The following is a 22,202-nucleotide window of genomic DNA, read 5'->3' as shown; positions in this document are numbered from 1 at the left end:
ATCGGCCGGGAGCCGGCCGAGGGCGCGGCGAGGGGTCAGTCGAGCGGTGCGCCGGAGTTGGGGTGGCGGGCGCCGCGATGGTTGCCGCCGCCCGTCCTGCCGTGCCGGCCCCGGTGCGGAACCACATGCTCCGCAGACACCCGGGCGGCCGTGCGCTCGGACTGCCGCAGCAGCGCGTGGCAAGCGCAGGTGAGCCCCACCAGACCGGCGGCCGTGCCGGCCGCGCCGCCGAAGGACTGACCGCACATCAGCAGGACGACGGGGACCAGCGCACAGCTGAAGGCCGACCAGCGCACCACGTCGCTCACCGGATCGGGGGAATGCCCCTCGGTGGCGTCCTCACGGCTGCGATCACGGGGTCCGGGCACGGCGGCGGCTCCCTGCTGGCGGTTGCTGGCGGTACTACAACGCGATCCGTGGGGCGCGGGTCACTGGGGAACGCGTATCGGTGAGTACACCCCGGGCCATTGCGCTACGCGCCGCGCTCGTGCATGCTCCGGGGAACGCCCGGCGGGGCCTTGGGCGCCCGGTGCGGCGCCTTCCGGGTTGGGCCGGGAGACTCTGGGCAGGCAGCGAGTGTCGCCGTACCCTGGGGGGTAAGCGATTGAAAAGATGAATCCCGGACGGATTTTCCCGTCGAAGATCCACTCGGGATGCAGGCGCCGCCCCTCCGACAACTCCACACCAGTCCACCGTCGATCCCTCTGCCCGAGGGCTTCCTTCGCCGAGACACCGATGGCCGGTCACGAATTCCCCGAACCCGCGGACCGCAAGCGGATCGCCGATCAGACGGCGCATCCCACAGCGGCGGAAGAATCACGTCATTCCTGCGATCCGGCGTTCCAGCACGGCGTCGTGGTGGGCTTCGACGGTTCCACGTCGAGCGAGCGAGCGCTTGCGTATGCAATCGGTATGGCCCGGCGCGCCGGCTCCGGGCTGATCATCGTGCACGTCGCCAACCGGTTGCCCACGACCGTCTGGGCGGGCTGCGAGCCCCCCGTCTTCGTGGACGTCCCCGACCACCGCACCGAGGTGCTCGGCCTGGAACTGGCCTGCGCCGACTACCTGTCCGAGGTGCCCTGGATCCTGGTGGAGCGGGGCGGCGACATCTGCCACGAACTGGAGGAGGTCGGGCGCGAGTACGCGGCCGACGCCATCGTCGTCGGCTCCACGCACGGCCTCGTCGGGCGGATCTTCGGCTCGGTGGCGGGCCGCCTCGCGCGCCGCGCGCAGCGGCCGGTCGTGGTCATTCCGTAGAGAACACCGGAAACGGCAGACGGCTCCCCCGCGCGAAAAGCGCGGGAGAGCCGTCCTCTCGTACCTGTCGCGGACAGGTGCGGACAGGTCCGAGAGCTCGGGGGCCTTCAGGCCGCGGGTCCTACTCGACCGTGACCGACTTGGCCAGGTTGCGCGGCTTGTCGATGTCGCGGCCCATGGCCTTGGCCGTGTAGTAGGCGAAGAGCTGCAGCGGGATGCCCATGAGGATCGCGTCGAGCTCGTGCTCGTTCTTCGGCACCACGATGGTGTGGTCCGCCTTTTCCTGCACGCTGTGCGCGACGGCCAGGATGCGGCCGCTGCGGGCCTTGATCTCCTCCAGCGCGGCGCGGTTCTTCTCCAGCAGCTCGTCGTCCGGGACGATGGCGACCGTCGGCATCGCGGGCTCGATCAGCGCCAGCGGGCCGTGCTTCAGCTCGGACGCCGGGTAGGCCTCGGCGTGGATGTACGAGACCTCCTTGAGCTTCAGCGACGCCTCGCGGGCCACCGGGTAGCCGCGCACCCGGCCGATGAACATCATCGACTTGGCGTCCGCGTACTCCTTGGCCAGCTCCTCGATCTGCGCCTCGTTGGCCAGGATCTCCTCGATCTGGGCCGGGAGCTTGCGCAGGCCCGCCAGAATGCGCTTGCCGTCCGCGACGGACAGGTCGCGGGTGCGGCCCAGGTGCAGGGCGAGCAGGCCGAAGGAGACCACCATGTTGGTGAAGCACTTGGTGGACACCACGCAGACCTCGGGGCCGGCGTGCACGTAGATGCCGCCGTCGGTCTCCCGGGCGATCGCGGAACCGACCACGTTCACCAGGCCCAGCACGCGGGCGCCCTTGCGCTTGAGCTCCTGGACGGCGGCGAGCACGTCGTAGGTCTCACCGGACTGCGACACGGCGATGTACAGGGTGTCGGGGTCGACCACCGGGTTGCGGTAGCGGAACTCCGAGGCCGGCTCGGCGTCCGCGGGGATGCGGGCGAGCTCCTCGATCATCTGCGCGCCGATCTGGCCGGCGTGGTACGAGGTGCCGCAGCCGAGGATCTTCACCCGGCGCACGGCGCGGGCCTCGCGGGCGTCGAGGTTGAGGCCGCCCAGGTGCACGGTGGAGAAGCGGTCGTCGATGCGGCCGCGCAGCGCGCGGTCCACGGCGTCGGCCTGCTCGTGGATCTCCTTGTGCATGTACGTGTCGTGGCCGCCCATGTCGTACGACTCGGCCTCCCACTCCACGGTGGTCGGCTGGGCGGAGGTGCGGGAGCCCTCGGTGGTGTAGGTGCGGTAGTCGTCCGCCTTGAGGGTGGCCATCTCGCCGTCGTCCAGGGTGACGACCTGGCGGGTGTGGCTGACCAGGGCCGCCACGTCGGAGGAGACGAACATCTCCTTCTCGCCGATGCCCAGAACCACCGGCGAGCCGTTGCGGGCGACGACGATGCGGTCGGGGAAGTCGGCGTGCAGGACGGCGATGCCGTAGGTGCCCTCGATGTGGCGCAGCGCCTCGCGGACCTTCTCCTCCAGCGTGGCGGCCTCGGAGCGGCCGATGAGGTGGGCCAGGACCTCGGTGTCGGTGTCGGAGACGAAGGTGAAGCCCTCGGCGGTCAGCCGGGTGCGCAGCTCGGCGGCGTTGTCGATGATGCCGTTGTGGACGACGGCCACCTTCTCCTCGGCGTCGAGGTGCGGGTGGGCGTTGACGTCGTTGGGCGCGCCGTGGGTGGCCCAGCGGGTGTGGGCGATGCCGGTGGTGCCGGCGAAGCGCTTGGGCAGCCGGGCCTCGAGCTCGCGGACGCGGCCCTTGGCCTTGGCGGACTTCAGGCCGCCGCCCTTGCCGCTGGAGTGCAGGGCGATGCCGGCGGAGTCGTAGCCGCGGTACTCCAGCCGCTGCAGCCCCTCCAGCAGCAGCGGCGCGACGTCACGCTTGCCGATGTATCCGACGATTCCACACATGGGTGACCCTCCCTGTAAGCGTTGGCGGTGCCCGGACGACGTCCGTTCGGGCGACGGAACGGTGACGTGGCGCGGGAACGGGGCGTCGCGGCGGCCGTGCGGGGCCGCCGGGCCCGGTCCCGGCCGCGGTCAGCCGTAGACGATGCGGCGCAGTTGCCGCAGTGAGAGCTCGGGTGGTGCCACCGCGCGGTGCGGCAGCTCCGCCGCGATCCGCTCGAAGATCTCCGCGTTGTTCAGTCCGCCGGACTGGAGCTCGCGGTGGCGGCGGCGGACGAACTCCTCCGTCGTCTCGTCGAAGTACGCCAGCACGTCCAGCACCACCCGGGCGGCCTCGCCGCGCTGGAGCGGCGTGCTGCGGACCAGGTGGTCGACCAGGTCGTCGTGGGACATGCGGCGTTCGAGCACCCGTCGATACTGAGGGGAACGGTCGATTTACGCAAGAATCCTGCCCGATTTCGGGCAGGAGTGCCAGTGAATGTGAGGAGAAAGGGGTGGGAAAGGGGCAGGAACGGGGAGAAGCAGCGAGAAGCGGCTAGAAACTCCGCAGGATCGCCTGCTTCGCCGCCGTGAACTCGTCGTCCGTGAGGACGCCCGCCCGGTGCAGCTCGCCCAGCTCGCGCAGGCGCCGCAGCAGGGTGTCGTGATCACCGGCGTCCGTCACTTCCGCAGCCGGGGCGGGGGCCGGAGCAGCGGACAGCTGCGGCGGTACGGCGGGGGCGGCCAGGGCGCCGGTCCCGGGTGCGGCCACAGGGGCGGCGCCGGGGCCCGCCGGGGCGCCGGCCGAGGGGTGCGGCAGCCGTACGGTCACGGCCGCGGCGACCAGGGCCATCAGCGGGTCCTTCTTGAAGCCGTACAGCTCCACGGCGTGCGGGTCGTGCTTGGCCCGGACCTTCGAGGGGGCGCCGGGCACCAGGAAGCGGAGGTGGCCGTTCTCCAGGCCGGCCGAGGGCAGCCACTCCACGGCCGCGATCTGCGCGAGGGCGATCTCCTGCGGGCCCGTGGCCCGCTTGTCCTCGTCGGTCGTCCAGTTCCACTCCAGCCGGACGCGCTCCCCGTCGAAGGACGCGGTGCCGTCGCCGGCGCTGACCGACAGCGGCACGTCCGGGCCCGGCAGCAGATAGCGGTCCGCGGGCCCGGCGGGCACCTGCTCCAGCAGCAGGGCGGTGCGGACCTCCTCGACGAAGTACTCGGCGACGCCGGAACGGTCCCCCTCCACCGTCAGCTGGTACGGGTCCGCGGCCTCCGGCAGCCGGCCGCGGGCGGCCTGGGTCAGCGGGTCGGCCCCGGCGCGCAGCCGCAGCCGGAGCCGCCCGCCGCGGCGCTTGCCGGGTTCGAGCGCCACACCGGCCACGGCGGCGAGGGGGACGGCGAGCTCGCCCAGCGCCTGGCGGAGCGGGTGCACGCCGCGCTCCCGCCCCGGCACGATGCGTATGGTCTCGCCGTCGAAGGTCCAGGTCCCGTCGTTCTGGAGGATCTCAGCCATGAACGGAATTCTCGCAGGCCGGCGGGGGAGCGGAAGGAGTGCTGCGGCGCCGGGAGCTGACGGTCCGTCGGGGCCGCGCCACACCCGGGGACTCAGGCCTCCAGGTCCCCCATCCCCAGCTCGCGGGCGATGAGCATGCGCTGCACCTCGCTCGTGCCCTCGCCGATCTCCAGGATCTTCGCGTCCCGCCACATGCGGGCCACGGGGTACTCGTTCATGAAGCCGTAGCCGCCGTGGATCTGGGTGGCCTCGCGGGCGTTGGTCACCGCGATCTCGGAGGAGTAGAGCTTGGCGAGCGCGGCCTCCTTCTTGAACGGCTCGCCGTGCACCAGCCGGGACGCGGCGTCGCGCCAGGCCAGCCGGGCCGTGTGGGCCCGCATCTCCATGTCGGCGATCTTGAACTGGATGGCCTGGTTGGCGCCGATCGGCCGGCCGAAGGCCCGGCGGGTGCGGGCGTACGCCAGCGACTCGTCCACGCAGCCCTGGGCGAGGCCGGTGGCCAGCGCGGAGATCGCGACCCGGCCCTCGTCCAGTATCCGCAGGAACTGCGCGTAGCCCCGGCCCTCCTCGCCCAGCAGGTTGGCCTTCGGGACGCGGACGTCGGAGAAGGACAGCTCCCGGGTGTCCGAGGCGTTCCAGCCGACCTTGGAGTACGGCGGGGCGGCGGTGAAGCCGGGGGTGCCGGAGGGCACGATGATCGCGGAGATCTCGGGGCGGCCGTCCGGCTTGCGGCCGGTGACGGCGGTGACCGTCACCAGGCCCGTGATGTCGGTGCCCGAGTTGGTGATGAAGCACTTGGTGCCGTTGATCACCCATTCGCCGGTGGTCTCGTCGAGCCGGGCGGTGGTGCGCGTGGCGCCGGCGTCGGAGCCGCCGTCGGGCTCGGTCAGGCCGAAGGCGCCCAGCATCTCGCCGGAGCACAGCCTCGGCAGCCAGGTGCGCTTCTGCTCCTCGGTGCCGAACCGGTACACCGGCATGGCGCCCAGGGAGACGCCCGCCTCCAGGGTGATGGCCACGGAGGAGTCCACCCGGGCCAGCTCCTCCAGGACCAGGCCCAGCGCCAGGTAGTCGCCGCCCATGCCGCCGTACTCCTCGGGGAAGGGCAGGCCGAACAGGCCCATGCGGCCCATCTCCCGCACGATCTCGTACGGGAACTCGTGGCGCTCGTAGTAGTCGCCGATCTTCGGTGCGACGACGTCGTGGGCGAACTCCTCGACGGTGCGGCGGAGTTCCTCGTGCTCGGGGGCGAGGCGGTGGTCCAGCGTCATGGCTCAGGGCTCCTGGTGGGAGAGGGCGCGAACGGTCCGGGACGGGCTGGGCCGGCCCAGCCGGGAGGCCATCCACACGCTCGTGGCGGTGAGACGGCCGAGGTCGACGCCGGTGTGGATGCCGAGGCCGTCGAGCATCCACACCAGGTCTTCGGTGGCCAGGTTGCCGGTGGCGCTCCTGGCGTACGGACACCCGCCGAGGCCGCCCGCGGAGGCGTCGACGGTGGTCACGCCGTACCGCAGGGCCGCCAGGGTGTTGGCCAGGGCCTGGCCGTAGGTGTCGTGGAAGTGCACGGCGAGCCGGGCCGCGGGCACCTCCGCCTCGCCCAGCTCGGTGAGCAGGGCGGTGACGTGCCCGGGAGTGGCCACGCCGATGGTGTCGCCGAGGCTGAGCTCGTCGCAGCCGAGGTCCAGCAGGCGGCGGGCGACCCGCACCACCTGGGCGACCGGGACGGCACCCTCCCAGGGGTCGCCGAAGCACATGGAGAGGTAGCCGCGGACCCGTACGCCCGCCTCCCGGGCGGCCGCCACGACCGGCGCGAACATCTCCAGCGACTCGTCGACCGTGCGGTTGAGGTTGGCCCGCGCGAACGCCTCGGTGGCGCTGCCGAACACGGCGATCTCGCGCACGCCCAGCGCCAGGGCGCGGTCCAGGCCGCGCCGGTTCGGCACGAGGACGGGCAGCCGGGCCGGCACGTCCGCCAGGAGCGGCATCAGCTGCTCGGCGTCGGCCAGCTGCGGCACCCACTTGGGGTGCACGAAGCTGGTCGCCTCCACGGTGTCCAGGCCGGCGTCGGCCAGGCGGTGCACGAACTCCGCCTTGACCTCCGTGGGGACGACCGTCTTCTCGTTCTGCAGGCCGTCGCGGGGTCCCACCTCGTGGATGCGGACCCGGGCCGGGAGGGAGGGGTCCGGCACGGTCATCGGCAGCGGCCGGGCGGTGTCGCTCATGACTCCTCCAGGGCGCCGCCGGCCGGCGCGGCCGGGGTGACCACGGCCAGCACCTGGTCCATGGCGACGGTGCCGCCGGCGGTGACGTCGAGCTCGGTGACGGTGCCGGCGTGCGGGGCGGTGATGACGTGCTCCATCTTCATCGCCTCGACGACGAGGAGGCTCTGCCCGGCGGCGACCTCGTCGCCGACGGCGGCCTTGACGACGGTGACGGTGCCGGGCATGGGCGCGGTGAGCGTGCCGGCGTGCGCGGCGGCCGCGCCGCCGGTGGCCGCCACGGGGTCGTGGGGGAGGAGGTGCCACGTGTCGCCGTGCCGGGCCAGCCACGTGCCGTCCGGGCCGGTGGCCACGGTGAGCGTGTGGGTGACGCCGTCGAGCTCGAAGCCGAGGCCCTCCCCGTTCCCGCCGTGGTGCAGCAGCTTCGCCGTGCGGGGCATCTCCGCCTCGCCCACCACGACGTCCGCCTCGCCCGTCGTGCCGCGGGCCCGGACGCGGACCGTCACCGGGGTGTGCCCCGGCGCGCGGAAGTGGTGGTGGGCCCAGGCGGCCTCGCCGCCGAGGCGCCAGCCGGAGGGGACCGAGAAGGGGTCCACCCACGTGCCGCCGGCCGCCACGGGCGCCAGGTCCGCCTGGCGCCGCAGCGCCGCCGCCACGTACACCTCCTCCGGCACCTCGTCCCTGACCAGGGCCGCCGCCTCGCGGTCGACCAGGCCCGTGTCGAGGGCGCCCGACCGCACGTCCTCGTGCGCCAGCAGGCGCCGCAGGAACGCCGCGTTCGTGTCCACGCCCAGGACCACCGTGTCCGCCAGGGCCGCCCGCAGCCGGCGCAGGGCCGTGGCGCGGTCCGGGCCGTGGGCGATCACCTTGGCGAGCATCGGGTCGTACGACGTGCCGACCTCGGAGCCCTCCAGGAGCCCCGAGTCGACGCGCACGCCCTCGCCGGACGGTTCGCGCAGCACGCGGACCGTGCCCGCCGAGGGCAGGAAGTCGACCCGGCCGCCCGGTCCCTTGCGGGCCGTCTCCGCGCACAGGCGGGCCTCGACGGCGTGGCCGGTCAGGGTGATGTCCTCCTGGGCCACGGACAGCGGCTCGCCCGCCGCGACGCGGAGCTGCCACTCGACCAGGTCCAGCCCCGTCACCAGCTCGGTGACCGGGTGCTCCACCTGGAGACGCGTGTTCATCTCCATGAAGTAGTACGACGCCGGGTCGTCGCCCGGCACGATGAACTCCACCGTGCCGGCGCCGCTGTACCCGCACGAGCGGGCCGCCTGGACCGCCGCCGCGCCCATCGCCGCGCGCGTGGCCTCGTCGAGCAGGACGCTGGGCGCCTCCTCGACGATCTTCTGGTGGCGGCGCTGGAGCGAGCACTCGCGCTCGCCCAGGTGGATCACGTTGCCGTGGCCGTCGGCGAGCACCTGGATCTCGATGTGCCGGGGCCGGTCGATCCACCGCTCCACGAGCAGCGTGTCGTCGCCGAAGCTGCCGCGCGCCTCGCGCCGCGCGGCGGCGATCTCCTCGCCCAGTGCCGCGGCGTCGCGCACCAGCCGCATGCCCTTGCCGCCGCCGCCCGCCGAGGGCTTCAGCAGCACGGGCATGCCGATCTTCTGGGCGGCGGCCACCAGTTGGGCGTCGGTCAGGCCGCTGCCCGAGGAGCCCGGCACGACCGGCACGCCCGCCGCCTGCACCGTCTCCTTGGCGCGGATCTTGTCGCCCATGAGCTCGATGGCGCCGGCGGGCGGGCCGACGAAGACCAGCCCCGCCTCGGCGCAGGCCCGCGCGAAGGCCGCGTTCTCGGCGAGGAAGCCGTAGCCGGGGTGGACGGCCTGCGCGCCGGTCCGCTCGGCGGCCTCCAGCAGGCGCGGTATGGACAGATAGCTCTCCGCGGCGGCCGCGGGGCCGATCCGCACCGCGGTGTCCGCCTCGCGGACGTGCCGTGCGCCGGCGTCGGCGTCGCTGTACACGGCGACGGAACGGATGCCCAGCGCGCGCAGCGTACGGATGACCCGTACGGCGATCTCGCCCCGGTTGGCGACAAGGACGGTCTCGAACATGTGCTGCCTCACTCCTCGCCTCACTCCGCTCACATCCGGAAGACGCCGAAGCCCGGCGCGCCGGCGTCCTTCGCGGGCAGGGGCGCGTTGGCGCAGGCCGTCAGGGCCAGGCCGACGGCCTGGCGGGTCTCCAGGGGGTCGATGACGCCGTCGTCCCACAGCCGCGCCGTGGCGTAGTAGGCGTTGCCCTGGGTCTCGTACTGCTCGCGGACGGGGGCCTTGAACGCCTCCTCGGCCTCCGCCGGCCACTCCTCGCCGCGCGCCTCCAGCTGGTCGCGCTTGACGGTGGCGAGCACCGACGCGGCCTGCTCGCCGCCCATCACCGAGATCTTGGCGTTGGGCCACATCCACAGGAAGCGCGGCGAATAGGCCCGGCCGCACATCGAGTAGTTGCCGGCGCCGTACGAGCCGCCTATGACCACCGTCAGCTTGGGCACGCGCGTGCAGGCGACGGCGGTGACCATCTTGGCGCCGTGCTTGGCGATGCCGCCGGCCTCGTAGTCGCGGCCGACCATGAAGCCGGAGATGTTCTGGAGGAAGAGCAGCGGGATGCCGCGCTGGTCGCACAGCTCGATGAAGTGCGCGCCCTTCTGGGCGGACTCCGAGAAGAGGATGCCGTTGTTGGCGACGATGCCCACCGGGTGGCCGTGGACGCGGGCGAAGCCGCACACCAGCGTCTGCCCGAACTCGGCCTTGAACTCGGCGAACCGGGAGCCGTCCACCAGCCGGGCGATCACCTCGCGGACGTCGTACGGGGTGCGGGAGTCCACCGGCACCACGCCGTACAGCCCGGCCGGGTCGGCCTTGGGCTCCTCCACCGGCTCCACGGCCCACGGCAGCTCACCGCGCGCGGGCAGCGTGGCGGCGATGGTGCGGACGATGCGCAGCGCGTGGGCGTCGTCCTCGGCGAGGTGGTCGGTGACGCCGGAGACCTTGGAGTGGACCTCGCCGCCGCCCAGCTCCTCGGCCGTGACGACCTCGCCGGTGGCCGCCTTCACCAGCGGCGGCCCGCCGAGGAAGATCGTGCCCTGGCCGCGGACGATCACGGCCTCGTCGCTCATGGCGGGCACGTACGCGCCGCCCGCCGTGCAGGAGCCGAGGACGGCGGCGATCTGCGGGATGCCGGCGCCGGACATCCGGGCCTGGTTGTAGAAGATCCGCCCGAAGTGGTCGCGGTCGGGGAAGACCTCGTCCTGCATGGGGAGGAAGGCGCCGCCGGAGTCCACCAGGTAGACGCAGGGCAGCCGGTTCTCCAGGGCGATCTCCTGGGCGCGCAGGTGCTTCTTCACCGTCATGGGGTAGTACGTGCCGCCCTTGACGGTGGCGTCGTTGGCGACGACCACCACCTCGCGGCCCGAGACCCGCCCGATGCCGGCGATCACGCCCGCGGCCGGTGCCGCGCCGTCGTACATCCCCTCGGCCGCCAGCGGCGCGATCTCCAGGAACGGCGAGCCCGGGTCCAGCAGCGCGTCGACCCGGTCGCGCGGGAGCAGCTTGCCGCGCGCGGTGTGCCGTGCCCGTGCCTTCTCGCCGCCGCCGAGCCGCGCGGCGGCCAGCCGCCGCCGCAGCTCCTCCGTCAGCTCCCGATGCGCCGCCTCGTTGGCCCGCCAGGCCGCCGACGACGGATCGGCGCTGCTCTCCAGCACCGGTGCCTGCTGCATGGAACTCGAGCCCCCTTGCCCGTTCACGCGCGCTCGGTTAATGAGCGTTAACAGATGCCTTCAGGTTAACGACCATTAACGGCGGCTGTCTAGAATTACGTGCGTGAAAGACGCAGCCGCCGCCCGCCCCTCCGCCGGGCTCCCCGCCCCCACCCGCCGCGAGCAGATCCTCCGCGAGGCCGCCCGGCTCTTCGCCGAGCGCGGCTTCCACGGGGTCGGCGTGGACGAGATAGGCGCGGCCGTCGGCATCAGCGGGCCGGGGCTCTACCGGCACTTCGCCGGCAAGGACGCGATGCTCGCGGAGCTGCTGGTGGGCATCAGCGGCCGGCTCTTCACCGGCGGCCGGCGCCGCGTCGCCGAGGCGGCCGAGGCCGGGGCCCCGCCCCGGGAGGTGCTGTACGCGCTGATCGACGGCCACATCGACTTCGCCCTGGACGACCGGGCGCTGATCACCCTCCACGACCGGGAGCTCGGCCAGCTCCGCGACAGCGACCGCAAGCTGGTGCGCTCGCTCCAGCGGCAGTACGTGGAGCTGTGGGTCGAGGTGGTGCGCGAGCTGCACCCGCGCGCCCTGGAGGTGGAGGCGCGCGCCGCCGTGCACGCCGTCTTCGGCCTGCTCAACTCCACGCCGCACCTCGGGCGCCCGGGCGCGCTCCCGGGGCGCGAGGCCATGGCCGCGCTCCTGCGCCGGCTCGCGCTGGGCGCGCTCGACGCACTGGGCCCGTCGCCCCTCCTGGAGGACTGACGCCCGGGGCGCCGGCCGGCCGGATGCCGCGCCGGATGGTTGTCCCGATGGCCGGCCGGATATGGACAGCCGATCTGACCGGCCGGTAACTTCGCTGAGCAAGCGCTTGTGAAGCGGCGGCTCCTGGCGGAGCCCGCACGGGAGGGCAGCAGCGATGCGACGCACCGTCTTCGACGAGGACCACGAGGCGTTCCGGGCGACCATCCGCGAGTTCATCGCCATGGAGGTCGTCCCGCACTACGACGACTGGCGCCGGGCCGGCGCCGTACCCCGCGAGTTCTACAAGAAACTCGGCGCGCTGGGCGTCTTCGGCATCGGCGTGCCCGAGGAGTACGGCGGCGCCGGGCAGGGCAGCTTCAAGTTCCACGCCGTCATCACGGAGGAGTGCGCCCGCGCCGGCGTCAGCTTCGGCGGCAGCAGCGTGCACACCGCCCTGTGCCTGCCCTACTTCCTGGCGTACGGCACCGAGGAGCAGAAGCGGCGCTGGCTGCCGTCCTTCGTCTCCGGCGACATGATGACGGCCATCGCCATGACCGAGCCCGGCACCGGCTCCGACCTGGCCGGCATGACGACCACCGCCCGGCTGTCCGGCGACGGCACGCACTACGTGCTCAACGGCGCCAAGACCTTCATCACCGGCGGCGTCCAGGCCGACCGCGTCATCGTCTGCGCCCGCACCGCCCCGCCCACCGCGGAGGACCGCCGCGGCGGCATCACGCTCCTGGTCGTCGACGCCTCCGCGCCCGGCTACTCGGTCGGCCGCAAGCTGGAGAAGCTCGGCCTGCACAGCTCCGACACCGCCGAGCTGTTCTTCGACGACGTACGGGTGCCGGTGGCGGACCGGCTCGGCGAGGAGGGCCGGGCGTTCGCGTACCTCACCCACAACCTGCCGCAGGAGCGCCTGGGCATCGCCGTGAGCGCCTACGCGCAGTCCGCCGCGGCCCTGGAGTTCGCCCGCGCCTACGTGGCCGAACGCACCGTCTTCGGCCGCACCGTGGCCTCCTTCCAGAACACCAAGTTCGTCCTGGCCGACTGCAAGGCCGAGGTCGACGCCATGCAGGCGGTCGTGGACCGGGCCCTGGAGGCGCACGACGCCGGGGAGCTCACCGCCGCCGACGCCGCCTCCGCGAAGCTGTTCACCACCGAGCGGGCGGCCGTCGTCATCGACAAGTGCCTCCAGCTGCACGGCGGTTACGGCTACATGATGGAGTACCCCGTGGCCCGCCTGTACGCCGACGCCCGCGTCACCCGCATCTACGGCGGCACCAGCGAGGTCATGCGGTCCATCATCGCCAAGTCGATGGGTCTGTGACGCGAGATGAGTGACATGAGATGAGCGAGCCCCGCACCCCCCTCGACAAGCTCCTGGCCCTGCTCGACCTGGAGCGGATCGAGGAGAACATCTACCGCGGCCGCACCGGCCGCGCCGTGCTCGTCCCGCGCGTCTTCGGCGGGCAGGTCGCCGCGCAGGCCCTGATGGCCGCCGGCCGCACCGTCCCCGCCGACCGCGTCGCGCACTCCCTGCACTCGTACTTCCTGCGCCCCGGGGACCCCTCGGCGCCCATCGTCTACACGGTCGACCGCATCCGCGACGGCGTCTCCTTCACCACCCGGCGCGTGGTGGCCGTGCAGCACGGCGTGCCGATCTTCCACCTGTCCGCGTCGTTCCAGCGCGCCGAGGACGGCCTGGAGCACCAGGAGGCCATGCCGCCGGCCCCCGACCCGGACACCCTGCCCACCGCCGCCGAGCTGCTGCCGCGCTACGCGGAGCGGCTGGGCGGGCAGGACACCGTGGAGCAGATTCTGCGCGCCCGGCAGGCCGTCGACCTGCGGTACGTGGACGAGCCGCCGTTCGCCAGCGCGGGGGAGCCGCGCCGGCCCACGTCCCAGGTGTGGTTCCGCACCAACGGCAAGGTGGCCGACGAGCCCGGCCCCGACGCGCCGTGGGGCGACCCGCACCTGCACATCTGCCTGGCCACCTACGTCTCCGACATGACGCTCCTCGACTCGGTGCTGCTGGCCCACGGGCGCGGCGGCTGGGCGGTCGGTGACGTGGTGGGCGCCAGCCTGGACCACGCCATGTGGTTCCACCGGCCGTTCCGCGCCGACGAGTGGCTGCTGTACGACCAGGAGAGCCCCACCTCGCAGGGCGGCCGGGGCCTCGCCCGCGGCCGCATCTTCACCGCCGACGGCCGGCTGGCCGTCTCGGTCATCCAGGAGGGCCTCATCCGCATACCTCGCAAACGGGTACGCTCGTAAGGTTGTTCGCGAGCACGGAAGGGGCGGGGATGGCGGGGACGACGGGGACAGCGACGGAGACGGGCGCGGCGCGGACGGTGCCCATGAGCGCCGTCGTCAGGGGGCTGCTGATCGCCGGGGGACTGCTGGCCATCGTTCTGGGCGCCGTGGTGCTGTTCTACGCGCACGACCGGCTGGTCGACGTCACCGGCGTGCCGAAGATCGTGGGCTGGGCGGGCTACCGCGGCGCCGAGGTGGCCTGCCTCTACGGCGGCACCTGGTGCTGCGTGAAGGGCTGGAACGGCCGCTGGGACCGGGCGGCCGGCTGACGGCCCGCCCGGCCGTCCCGGGGTCAGCCGACCGGCGCCGCCGTCCGCTCCTGCCGCGGCAGGCCCGCCGCGGCCAGCAGGTACGCGGTCATCGGCACGTAGTGGCTGGGCTCGACGTGGTCGTCCAGCGGCACCGCCACCCGCAGCGTGCCCTCGGCCTCGGCGAGGAAGAGGGCCGGGTCGTTGGAGTCGGCGTAGCCCACGGCGGGGATGCCGCGCTGGGCCGCCAGGCCCGCCCAGCCGTGGTCGGCCACCACCAGGTCGGGCAGCGGCCGCCCGGTGGCCACCAGGGCGTCCAGGACCGCCGCCATCGGGTTCGGGGAGTGGGTGTGCCACAGGGTGGCGCCGCGCTCGTACACCGCCACGTCCGCCACCTGGTGCACCTGGCCCTCGTCCGCCACGACGCCCGGCGGCACCGCGACCAGCTCGCAGCCGGCCGCGCGCAGCGCGACCGCCGTCGTGGCGTGCAGGCCCAGCAGCCCGCCCGGGTGGCCGGTGGCCAGCAGCACCCGCCGCCGGCCGGCCGCCGCCTCCCGCAGCAGCACCGCGGCCCGCTCCAGCGCCGCCACCGTCAGCTCCGGGTCGATGGTGTCCTGGCCCGCCCGGTGCTCCAGGTCGTCGCTGACGCCGCAGCGCTCGGCCATCACCGCGAGGACGTCCTGCTCGTCCCGCCAGCGGTCGCCCAGCTCCACGCCCAGCCAGTGGTGGCGGTCGCCCTGGGCCAGCCGGCGGTAGTGCTCCAGGTTGTTCTCCCGCGGAGTGGCCACCGGTCCCGCGATGCGCGTGCGCACGAGATGACCGATCAGTTCGCTGCGGCTGGGTGGTATCGGCATGGCGTCATTCTCCCCCGGAAGCGCGATGGACGTACTGTCCATATGAAGCGGCCGGACCGCGCAATTCCGTACATGTGCGCGTCCGGCCCGCCTGCCTACCCTCTCAGGTGCGACCCCGCCCGCCGCTCCGACGTTGACGCGACCGTGACCCGTCGGCGGCCCGTCCGTGATCCGAGAGGCAGACCCGCATGACCACCCCCGCCCCCCGTGAACCGCGCGGCCCCGTCGACTCCTCCCGCGTCCCCCGCTACGCCGGCCCCGCGACCTTCGCCCGCCTGCCCCGCCTGGACGAGGTCGGCACCGCCGACGTCGCCGTCGTGGGCGTGCCCTTCGACACCGGCGTCTCCTACCGGCCCGGCGCCCGCTTCGGCGGCAACGCCATCCGCGAGGCGTCCCGCCTGCTGCGCCCGTACAACCCGGCGCAGGACGCGTCGCCGTTCGCCCTGGCCCAGGTCGCGGACGCCGGTGACATCGCGGCCAACCCGTTCAACATCAACGAGGCCGTCGAGACGATCGAGGCCGCGGCCGACGACCTGGTGGGCACCGGCGCCCGCCTGATGACGCTCGGCGGCGACCACACCATCGCCCTGCCGCTGCTCCGCTCGGTGGCCAAGAAGCACGGCCCCGTCGCCCTGCTCCACTTCGACGCGCACCTGGACACCTGGGACACCTACTTCGGCGCCGAGTACACCCACGGCACGCCGTTCCGGCGCGCCGTCGAGGAGGGCATCCTCGACACCGAGGCGCTCTCCCACGTGGGCACCCGCGGTCCCCTCTACGGCAAGAAGGACCTCGACGACGACGCCAAGATGGGCTTCGGCATCGTCACGTCCGCCGACGTCATGCGGCGCGGCGTCGACGAGGTGGCCGACCAGCTGCGCCAGCGCATCGGCGACCGGCCGCTGTACATCTCGATCGACATCGACGTCCTCGACCCGGCGCACGCGCCCGGCACCGGCACCCCGGAGGCCGGCGGCCTCACCTCGCGCGAGCTGCTGGAGATCATCCGCGGCCTGGCCGACTGCCACCTGGTCTCGGCGGACGTGGTGGAGGTCGCCCCGGCCTACGACCACGCCGAGCTGACCTCGGTCGCGGCCTCGCACACGGCGTACGAGCTGACGACGATCATGTCGCGGCAGATCGCCGCGTCGCGCGGCTGAACCGGTCGCCGGCCCCGTGGCCGGCCCCCGGCCCCCGTCCGAGGGCGCGTGGCTCCACCACGCGCCCTCGCGCCTTTCCCGCGCCCCCGCCGCACCCCCGTGCCGCCCCGAGCGTGTTGCAGCGGGATGAAATCCGCCCTGCGCGACGTTGGGGCCTTCCGTCGGCAGCAGCCGGCACGACCGGCAGCAACGGACGCGAACGGGGAGGCCACGGGTGGCGGCGAGGGACACGGACGGTGAGGGGTGGGCCAGGCGGCTCGCCGGCTACTGCTGGCGCTACCGGAGCACCGTGGTGCTGGCGCTGGGTTCCTCCCTCGCCGGCATGGCCGTCATGGCGCTGGTCCCGCTCATACCCAAGCTGATCATCGATGACGTCATAGGCAGCGGCGACCGTCCCCTCGCCCCCTGGGCGGCCCTCCTGGTGGCCGCCGCGGTCGTCGTCTACGCGCTGACCTACGTCCGCCGCTACTACGGCGGGCGTCTCGCGCTCGACGTCCAGCACGACCTGCGCACCGAGATGTACCGGTCCATCGCCCGCCTCGACGGCCGGCGGCAGGACGAGCTGTCCACCGGGCAGGTCGTCGGCCGGGCCACCAGCGACCTCCAGCTCATCCAGAGCCTGCTCTTCATGCTGCCGATGATGATCGGCAACATCCTGCTCTTCCTCATCTCGCTCGGCGTGATGGCCTGGCTGTCGCCGCTGCTGACCGTCGTCGCCCTCGCCGTGGCGCCCGCCCTCTGGTTCCTCGCCCGGCGCAGCCGCGTGAAGCTCTTCCCCGCCACCTGGTACGCCCAGGCGCAGGCGGCGGCCGTCGCGGGCGTCGTGGACGGCGCCGTCGGCGGCGTCCGCGTGGTCAAGGGCTTCGGCCAGGAGGAGCAGGAGGCCGCCAAGCTGCGGGACGCGAGCCGCGAGCTGTTCGCCGCCCGTATGCGCACCGTGCGCCTCAACTCCCGCTACACCCCCGCCCTCCAGGCCGTGCCCGCCCTCGGGCAGGTCGCCATGCTGGCGCTCGGCGGCTGGATGGCCACCCGCGGCCAGGTCACCCTCGGCACCTTCGTGGCGTTCTCCACCTACCTCGCGCAGCTCGTCGGCCCGGTGCGGATGCTGACGATGGTGCTCACGGTCGGGCAGCAGGCGCGGGCCGGCGTCGAGCGCGTCCTGGAGCTCATCGACACCGAACCGGTGGTGACCGAGCGTGCCGAGGCGCACGACCTGCCCGCGGACGCCCCCGCCACCGTCGAGTTCGACCACGTCCGCTTCGGCTACGACCCCGAGCGGCCCGTCCTGGACGACCTGACGCTGAGCATCGCCCCGGGCGAGACCCTCGCCGTCGTCGGTGCCTCCGGCAGCGGCAAGTCCACCCTCGCGCTGCTGCTGCCGCGCTTCTACGACGCCACCGCCGGCACCGTCCGCGTCGGCGGCCACGACGTGCGGGACCTGACGCTGTCCTCGCTGCGGGCCGCGATCGGCATGGTGCCCGAGGACAGCTTCCTGTTCTCCGACAGCATCCGCGACAACATCGCCTACGGCGTCCCCGGCGCCACCGACGAACAGGTCCGGGCCGCCGCGCGCGCCGCACAGGCCGACGGCTTCGTCTCCCGCCTGCCCGACGGCTACGACACCAAGGTCGGCGAGCAGGGCCTCACGCTCTCCGGCGGCCAGCGCCAGCGCATCGCCCTGGCCCGCGCCATCCTCACCAACCCGCGGCTGCTGCTGCTCGACGACGCCACCTCCGCCGTGGACGCGCGCGTGGAGCACGAGATCCACGAGGCGCTGCGCGGCGTCATGGCCGGCCGCACCACCCTCCTCATCGCCCACCGGGCCTCCACGCTCGCCCTCGCCGACCGCATCGCCGTGCTCGACGGGGGCCGCCTGGTGGACGTGGGCACGGCCGAGGAGCTCCAGGAGCGCTGCGAGGTCTACCGGCGGCTGCTGACCGACCCCGAGGAGCTCGCGGGCGTCCCGAGGGACCCCGCGGGCCTGGCGGCCGCCCCCACCGCCGCCCGTACCGCCGACGGCGCCGTGGACGGCGCGGTGGACGGCGCGGTGGACGGCGCCGTGGACGGCGTCACCCCGCACCTGTGGGCCCGCAAGGAGACCGACGGCCGTCCCGCGGCCCGTGCCGCCGCCGCCGGCAGCCCCGCCACGCCCGAGCTGCTCGCCCGCGTCGAGGCGTTGCCGCCGGCCACCGACACGCCCGACGTGGACGAGGAGCACGCCGCCCGGCCGGAGGAGTCGTACGGCCTCCGGCGGCTGCTGCACGGCTTCTGGGCGCCCCTGGGCCTCGCCCTGCTGCTCGTGGCCACCGACGCGGTGGCCGGGCTGCTGCTGCCCGTCCTGATCCGGCACGGCATCGACCAGGGCGTGCAGCGCCTGGCGCTGGGCGCGGTGTGGGCGGCCTCCGGTCTGGCGCTGCTCGTGGTGCTGGCCCAGTGGGCGGCGCAGATCGGCGAGACGCGCGTGACCGGCCGGACGGGCGAGCGCGTGCTGTACGCGCTGCGCGTCAAGATCTTCGCGCAGTTGCAGCGGCTGGGGCTGGACTACTACGAGCGCGAGCTGACCGGCCGCATCATGACGCGGATGACCACCGACGTGGACGCCCTGTCGTCGTTCCTCCAGACCGGTCTGGTCACCGCCGTCGTCTCCGTCCTCACCTTCCTGGGCATCCTCGTCGCCCTGCTCGTCATCGACGTCCAGCTCGCCCTGGTCGTCTTCGCCACCCTGCCGCCGCTCGTCGTGGGTACCGTGTGGTTCCGGCGGCAGAGCGTCAAGGCGTACGAGCTGGCCCGGGAGCGCGTCGGCACGGTCAACGCCGACCTCCAGGAGAGCGTGGCCGGGCTGCGCGTGCTCCAGGCGTTCCGCCGCGAGGCCGACGGCAGGCGGCGCTTCGCCGCCCGTAGCGACGCCTACCGGCACGCGCGCGTGCACGGCCAGTGGCTCATATCGGTGTACTTCCCCTTCGTGCAGCTGCTGTCGTCCGTGGCCGCGGCCGCGGTGCTCATCGTGGGCGCGGGCCGGGTGCACGACGGGACGCTGACGGCGGGCGCCCTGGTGGCCTACCTGCTGTACATCGACCTGTTCTTCGCCCCCGTGCAGCAGCTGTCGCAGGTCTTCGACGGCTACCAGCAGGCCACCGTCTCCCTGGGCCGCGTCCAGGAGCTGCTGCGCGAGCCCACCACGACCCCGGTGGCGGAGCGGCCGCGCGAGGTCACCGCCCTCAAGGGCGAGGTCGTCCTCGACGACGTGTCGTTCCGCTACGGCGGCGACGGCAAGCCGGCGCTGGAGGGCGTCTCCCTGACCGTGCCCGCCGGCCAGACGGTGGCGTTCGTCGGCGAGACGGGCGCGGGCAAGTCCACCCTCGTCAAGCTCGTGGCCCGGTTCTACGACCCCACGTCCGGCACCGTCCGCGTCGACGGCCACGACCTGCGCGAGCTGGAGCCGGCCGGCTACCGGCGCCGGCTCGGCGTCGTGCCGCAGGAGCCGTACCTCTTCCCCGGCACCGTGCGCGACGCCATCGCCTACGGGCGGCCGGACGCCTCCGACGCTGAGGTGGAGGCGGCGGCGCGGGCCGTGGGCGCCCACGAGATGATCGCCGGCCTGGACGGCGGCTACCTGCACCCGGTGACCGAGCGCGGCCGCAACCTCTCCGCCGGACAGCGGCAGTTGATCGCGCTCGCCCGCGCCGAGCTCGTCGACCCCGACGTGCTGCTGCTGGACGAGGCCACCGCGGCGCTGGACCTGGCCACCGAGGCGCTGGTGAACCAGGCCACCGAGGCCCTGGCGGGCCGCCGCACGACCCTGGTGGTCGCCCACCGCCTCACCACCGCCGCCCGCGCCGACCGCGTCGTGGTCCTCGACCGCGGCCGTATCGTCGAGGACGGCCCGCACGACCGCCTCGTGGCGCAGGACGGCCCCTACGCGCGCCTGTGGCGCACGTTCACGGGCGAGCCGGTCCCGGCGGCCTGACGGGCACGCACGACGGCCCCACGGACGGCCCGGCGGACGCGAAACCCCGCCGGGCCTGGCGTGCTGCCCCTCCCCACCTGTAGGTTCGCCCGCGACCTTTGCGAACCCAGGGGAGGGACGCATGCGCAAGGCTGTCAGACTCCTGCTGGCACTGACCATGTCCATAGGGGCGGTCGGGGCCGGCAGCGCCACGGCGGGGGCGGCGAACACCGGCACCCAGCCCGACATCAAGGAACGCATCCTCAAGATTCCGGGGATGAGCCTGGTCGAGGAGAAGCCCTACGAGGGCTACCGCTACCTCGTCCTCAACTACGTCCAGCCGGTGGACCACCGCAACCCGGCCAAGGGCACCTTCAAGCAGCGCTTCACCCTGCTGCACAAGGCCACCGACCGGCCGACCGTGTTCTACACCTCCGGCTACAACGTCTCCACCGACCCGCGCCGCGCCGAGCCCACGCGCATCGTCGACGGCAACCAGGTGTCGATGGAGTACCGATTCTTCACGCCGTCCCGGCCGCAGCCGGCCGACTGGTCCAAGCTGGACATCTGGCAGGCGGCCAGCGACCAGCACCGCCTGTACGAGGCCCTCAAGCCCGTCTACGGCAAGAACTGGCTGGCCACCGGCGGCAGCAAGGGCGGCATGACGGCCACCTACTACCGGCGTTTCTACCCCAAGGACATGAACGGCACGATCGCCTACGTCGCGCCCAACGACGTGGTGAACGACGAGGACTCGGCGTACGACCGCTTCCTCGACACCGTCGGCGACAAGGCGTGCCGCACGCAGCTGAACTCGGTGCAGCGCGAGGCGCTCAAGCGCCGCGACGAGATCGTGCCGCGCTACGAGAAGTGGGCCAAGGAGAACGGCAAGACGTTCAAGACCGTCGGCAGCGCCGACAAGGCCTACGAGAACGTCGTGCTGGACCTGGTGTGGGCCTTCTGGCAGTACCACCTGCAGAGCGACTGCCCGACCGTGCCCGCCACCAAGGCGTCCACCGACGAGCTGTACAAGTTCATCGACACCATCTCCGGCTTCGACGGCTACACCGACCAGGGCCTGGAGAAGTACATCCCGTACTACTACCAGGCGGGCACCCAGCTCGGCTCCCCGAGCCCCAAGTTCGCCCACCTGCGCGGCCTGCTGCGGTACAAGGACAGCTACCAGCCCCGCACCTACGTGCCGCGCGACATCCCGATGACGTTCCGCCCCGGCGCCATGGCCGACGTCGACCGGTGGGTGCGCGACAAGAGCACGCAGATGCTGTTCGTGTACGGGCAGAACGACCCGTGGAGCGCCGAACCGTTCCACCTGGGCCGTGACGCCGCCGCCCGGCACGACTACCGCTTCTACGCGCCGGGCGGCAACCACGGTTCGAACATCGCGCAGCTCGTCGCGGACGAGCGTGCGGTGGCCACGGCCGAGGTGCTGCGCTGGGCGGGTGTCGCGCCGGCGTCCCTGAAGGGCGACGACCGCAAGGCCCAGCCGCTGGCGCCGTACAACGCCAAGCTGGACAAGCAGGACGTCGAGCGCCAGGCCACGCTGCGGCCCTGACGCGCTCCCGGGGCTCCTAGGGCTCCTCTAGGGCTCCTCACCGGTACCGAGGCGGCGGGCACACCCCACGGGTGTCCCGCCGCCGACCTGTACGTACAGGTCGGTGCCGGCCGGGCAGTCGGCGCGCCGCAGCGCCTCGCTCCGGACCCGGTACTCCGGCGCGTGCTCCTGCGAGCCGTCGCACGCCGTCTCCTTCACCACCCCGTGCCGCTCCATGTAGACGCAGTCGCCCACCACCGTCAGCGGGCCTCCGCCCATGCCCGGGTCGCCGGGGTGGGGCGGAAGCAGGTTGCGCATGCAGGCGTAGCCCTCCGGGACGCTGTCCGTCTCGGACGTGCCCGCGTCGACGGCGGTGATGTGCAGGACGAAGTCGGTCTCCCCGGGGCAGCGCGGCCCCCCGGACTGCGGACCGTAGTAGCGGGCCAGCACGGCCGCCGTGGCCTGCCCGGACGCGCAGTCCACCTCGGTGAACGCCGTCCGCCCGCGGCCGGCGCACGTGCCCTGCCCGAGGAAGACCCCGGTCCGGCCCGGACCGGCCGGCGCCCGGGTCTCCTCCTGCTGCGTCACGGCCTCGGCGCCCGGCCGCCCCGCGGCCTGGCAACCGGCCAGCGCCCAGGAGCCGTAGAGCACGGTGAACGCGAACAGCGCCTCGGGCAGCGCGCGGTGCCGCATCTCCTCCCCCAACCGCCGGACGAACATCAACAGTTACACCGCACCCGCACACCTCGCCAGGCGTACGCAGAACCTCGCACAAGGTCATCACCG

General features: G+C 73.4%; 18 protein-coding genes. 8 read left to right on the top strand and 10 right to left on the bottom strand.

What is annotated here, in order from left to right; translation table 11 throughout:
• Positions 1–35 precede the first annotated feature (35 nt).
• Entirely contained in the window at positions 36–368 is a 333-nt protein-coding gene (locus IE305_RS08570; protein ID WP_229890693.1) for a hypothetical protein, read from the bottom strand.
• A 367-nt stretch (positions 369–735) separates the two neighbouring features.
• Here IE305_RS08570 and IE305_RS08565 point away from each other — a divergent pair, with 367 nt between their 5' ends.
• On the top strand, positions 736–1,257 hold the full coding sequence (locus tag IE305_RS08565) for a universal stress protein (RefSeq protein ID WP_190128821.1): 522 nt from the start codon (positions 736–738) through the stop codon (positions 1,255–1,257).
• Between the two features lie 121 nt (positions 1,258–1,378).
• Here IE305_RS08565 and glmS read toward each other — a convergent pair whose 3' ends face one another.
• From glmS to IE305_RS08530, 7 genes are all read right to left on the bottom strand, one after another.
• Positions 1,379–3,199, bottom strand: a complete 1,821-nt coding sequence (gene glmS / locus IE305_RS08560) for a glutamine--fructose-6-phosphate transaminase (isomerizing) (RefSeq protein WP_190128820.1) — start codon at positions 3,197–3,199, stop codon at positions 1,379–1,381.
• Positions 3,200–3,328: 129 nt separating this feature from the next.
• Positions 3,329–3,604: a hypothetical protein gene (locus IE305_RS08555; RefSeq protein ID WP_190128819.1), complete on the bottom strand. Its 276-nt coding sequence runs from the start codon at positions 3,602–3,604 to the stop codon at positions 3,329–3,331.
• Between the two features lie 127 nt (positions 3,605–3,731).
• Positions 3,732–4,682, bottom strand: coding sequence for a DUF4429 domain-containing protein (locus IE305_RS08550; protein WP_190128818.1), 951 nt, complete (start codon positions 4,680–4,682; stop codon positions 3,732–3,734).
• 92 nt (positions 4,683–4,774) lie between these two features.
• Complete coding sequence (locus tag IE305_RS08545; protein WP_190129002.1) at positions 4,775–5,944, bottom strand: acyl-CoA dehydrogenase family protein; 1,170 nt, start codon at positions 5,942–5,944, stop codon at positions 4,775–4,777.
• 9 nt (positions 5,945–5,953) lie between these two features.
• The gene (locus tag IE305_RS08540) at positions 5,954–6,901 is read right to left on the bottom strand and encodes a hydroxymethylglutaryl-CoA lyase (protein ID WP_190128817.1); all 948 of its coding nucleotides are present in this window, start codon (positions 6,899–6,901) and stop codon (positions 5,954–5,956) included.
• Positions 6,898–8,952 (bottom strand): acetyl/propionyl/methylcrotonyl-CoA carboxylase subunit alpha, encoded by a 2,055-nt coding sequence (locus IE305_RS08535; protein WP_190128816.1) that lies wholly within the window; start codon positions 8,950–8,952, stop codon positions 6,898–6,900. The genes IE305_RS08540 and IE305_RS08535 overlap by 4 nt, the downstream gene beginning before the upstream one ends.
• A gap of 29 nt (positions 8,953–8,981) precedes the next feature.
• Positions 8,982–10,613 carry a carboxyl transferase domain-containing protein gene (locus IE305_RS08530; RefSeq protein ID WP_190128815.1) on the bottom strand — a complete coding sequence of 544 codons (1,632 nt, stop codon included), beginning with the start codon at positions 10,611–10,613 and terminating at the stop codon, positions 8,982–8,984.
• A gap of 103 nt (positions 10,614–10,716) precedes the next feature.
• Between IE305_RS08530 and IE305_RS08525 the strand changes: the two genes are divergently transcribed.
• The 4 genes from IE305_RS08525 (at position 10,717) to IE305_RS08510 (ending at position 13,925) form a co-directional block, all read left to right on the top strand.
• Positions 10,717–11,358, top strand: a complete 642-nt coding sequence (locus IE305_RS08525) for an SACE_7040 family transcriptional regulator (protein ID WP_190128814.1) — start codon at positions 10,717–10,719, stop codon at positions 11,356–11,358.
• Positions 11,359–11,512: 154 nt separating this feature from the next.
• Positions 11,513–12,670 carry an acyl-CoA dehydrogenase family protein gene (locus tag IE305_RS08520; RefSeq protein WP_190128813.1) on the top strand — a complete coding sequence of 386 codons (1,158 nt, stop codon included), beginning with the start codon at positions 11,513–11,515 and terminating at the stop codon, positions 12,668–12,670.
• 20 nt (positions 12,671–12,690) lie between these two features.
• Positions 12,691–13,617 (top strand): acyl-CoA thioesterase, encoded by a 927-nt coding sequence (locus IE305_RS08515; RefSeq protein ID WP_190128812.1) that lies wholly within the window; start codon positions 12,691–12,693, stop codon positions 13,615–13,617.
• 2 nt (positions 13,618–13,619) lie between these two features.
• A complete protein-coding gene (locus IE305_RS08510) occupies positions 13,620–13,925 on the top strand; it encodes a hypothetical protein (RefSeq protein WP_190128811.1) in 306 nt (101 codons plus the stop codon).
• A gap of 23 nt (positions 13,926–13,948) precedes the next feature.
• Here the strand turns inward: IE305_RS08510 and IE305_RS08505 are convergent, their stop codons facing one another.
• Positions 13,949–14,758 (bottom strand): phosphatase, encoded by an 810-nt coding sequence (locus IE305_RS08505; protein WP_190128810.1) that lies wholly within the window; start codon positions 14,756–14,758, stop codon positions 13,949–13,951.
• Positions 14,759–14,946: 188 nt separating this feature from the next.
• Here IE305_RS08505 and speB point away from each other — a divergent pair, with 188 nt between their 5' ends.
• The 3 genes from speB to IE305_RS08490 all read left to right on the top strand — a co-directional run bounded on the left by speB (position 14,947) and on the right by IE305_RS08490 (position 21,437).
• Entirely contained in the window at positions 14,947–15,918 is a 972-nt protein-coding gene (speB, locus tag IE305_RS08500) for an agmatinase (protein WP_190128809.1), read from the top strand.
• Positions 15,919–16,132: 214 nt separating this feature from the next.
• The gene (locus IE305_RS08495; RefSeq protein WP_190128808.1) at positions 16,133–19,885 is read left to right on the top strand and encodes an ABC transporter ATP-binding protein; all 3,753 of its coding nucleotides are present in this window, start codon (positions 16,133–16,135) and stop codon (positions 19,883–19,885) included.
• Between the two features lie 121 nt (positions 19,886–20,006).
• Positions 20,007–21,437 (top strand): S28 family serine protease, encoded by a 1,431-nt coding sequence (locus IE305_RS08490; protein WP_190128807.1) that lies wholly within the window; start codon positions 20,007–20,009, stop codon positions 21,435–21,437.
• 27 nt (positions 21,438–21,464) lie between these two features.
• On the opposite strand, the gene IE305_RS08485 is transcribed toward IE305_RS08490, so the two are convergent.
• Positions 21,465–22,136 (bottom strand): hypothetical protein, encoded by a 672-nt coding sequence (locus IE305_RS08485; protein ID WP_190128806.1) that lies wholly within the window; start codon positions 22,134–22,136, stop codon positions 21,465–21,467.
• Positions 22,137–22,202: the final 66 nt, after the last annotated feature.

Origin of the sequence: Streptomyces mashuensis (assembly GCF_014654785.1) — a bacterium.
Lineage (GTDB): Bacteria > Actinomycetota > Actinomycetes > Streptomycetales > Streptomycetaceae > Streptomyces > Streptomyces mashuensis.
This window is presented reverse-complemented; position numbering and strand designations above follow the sequence as displayed.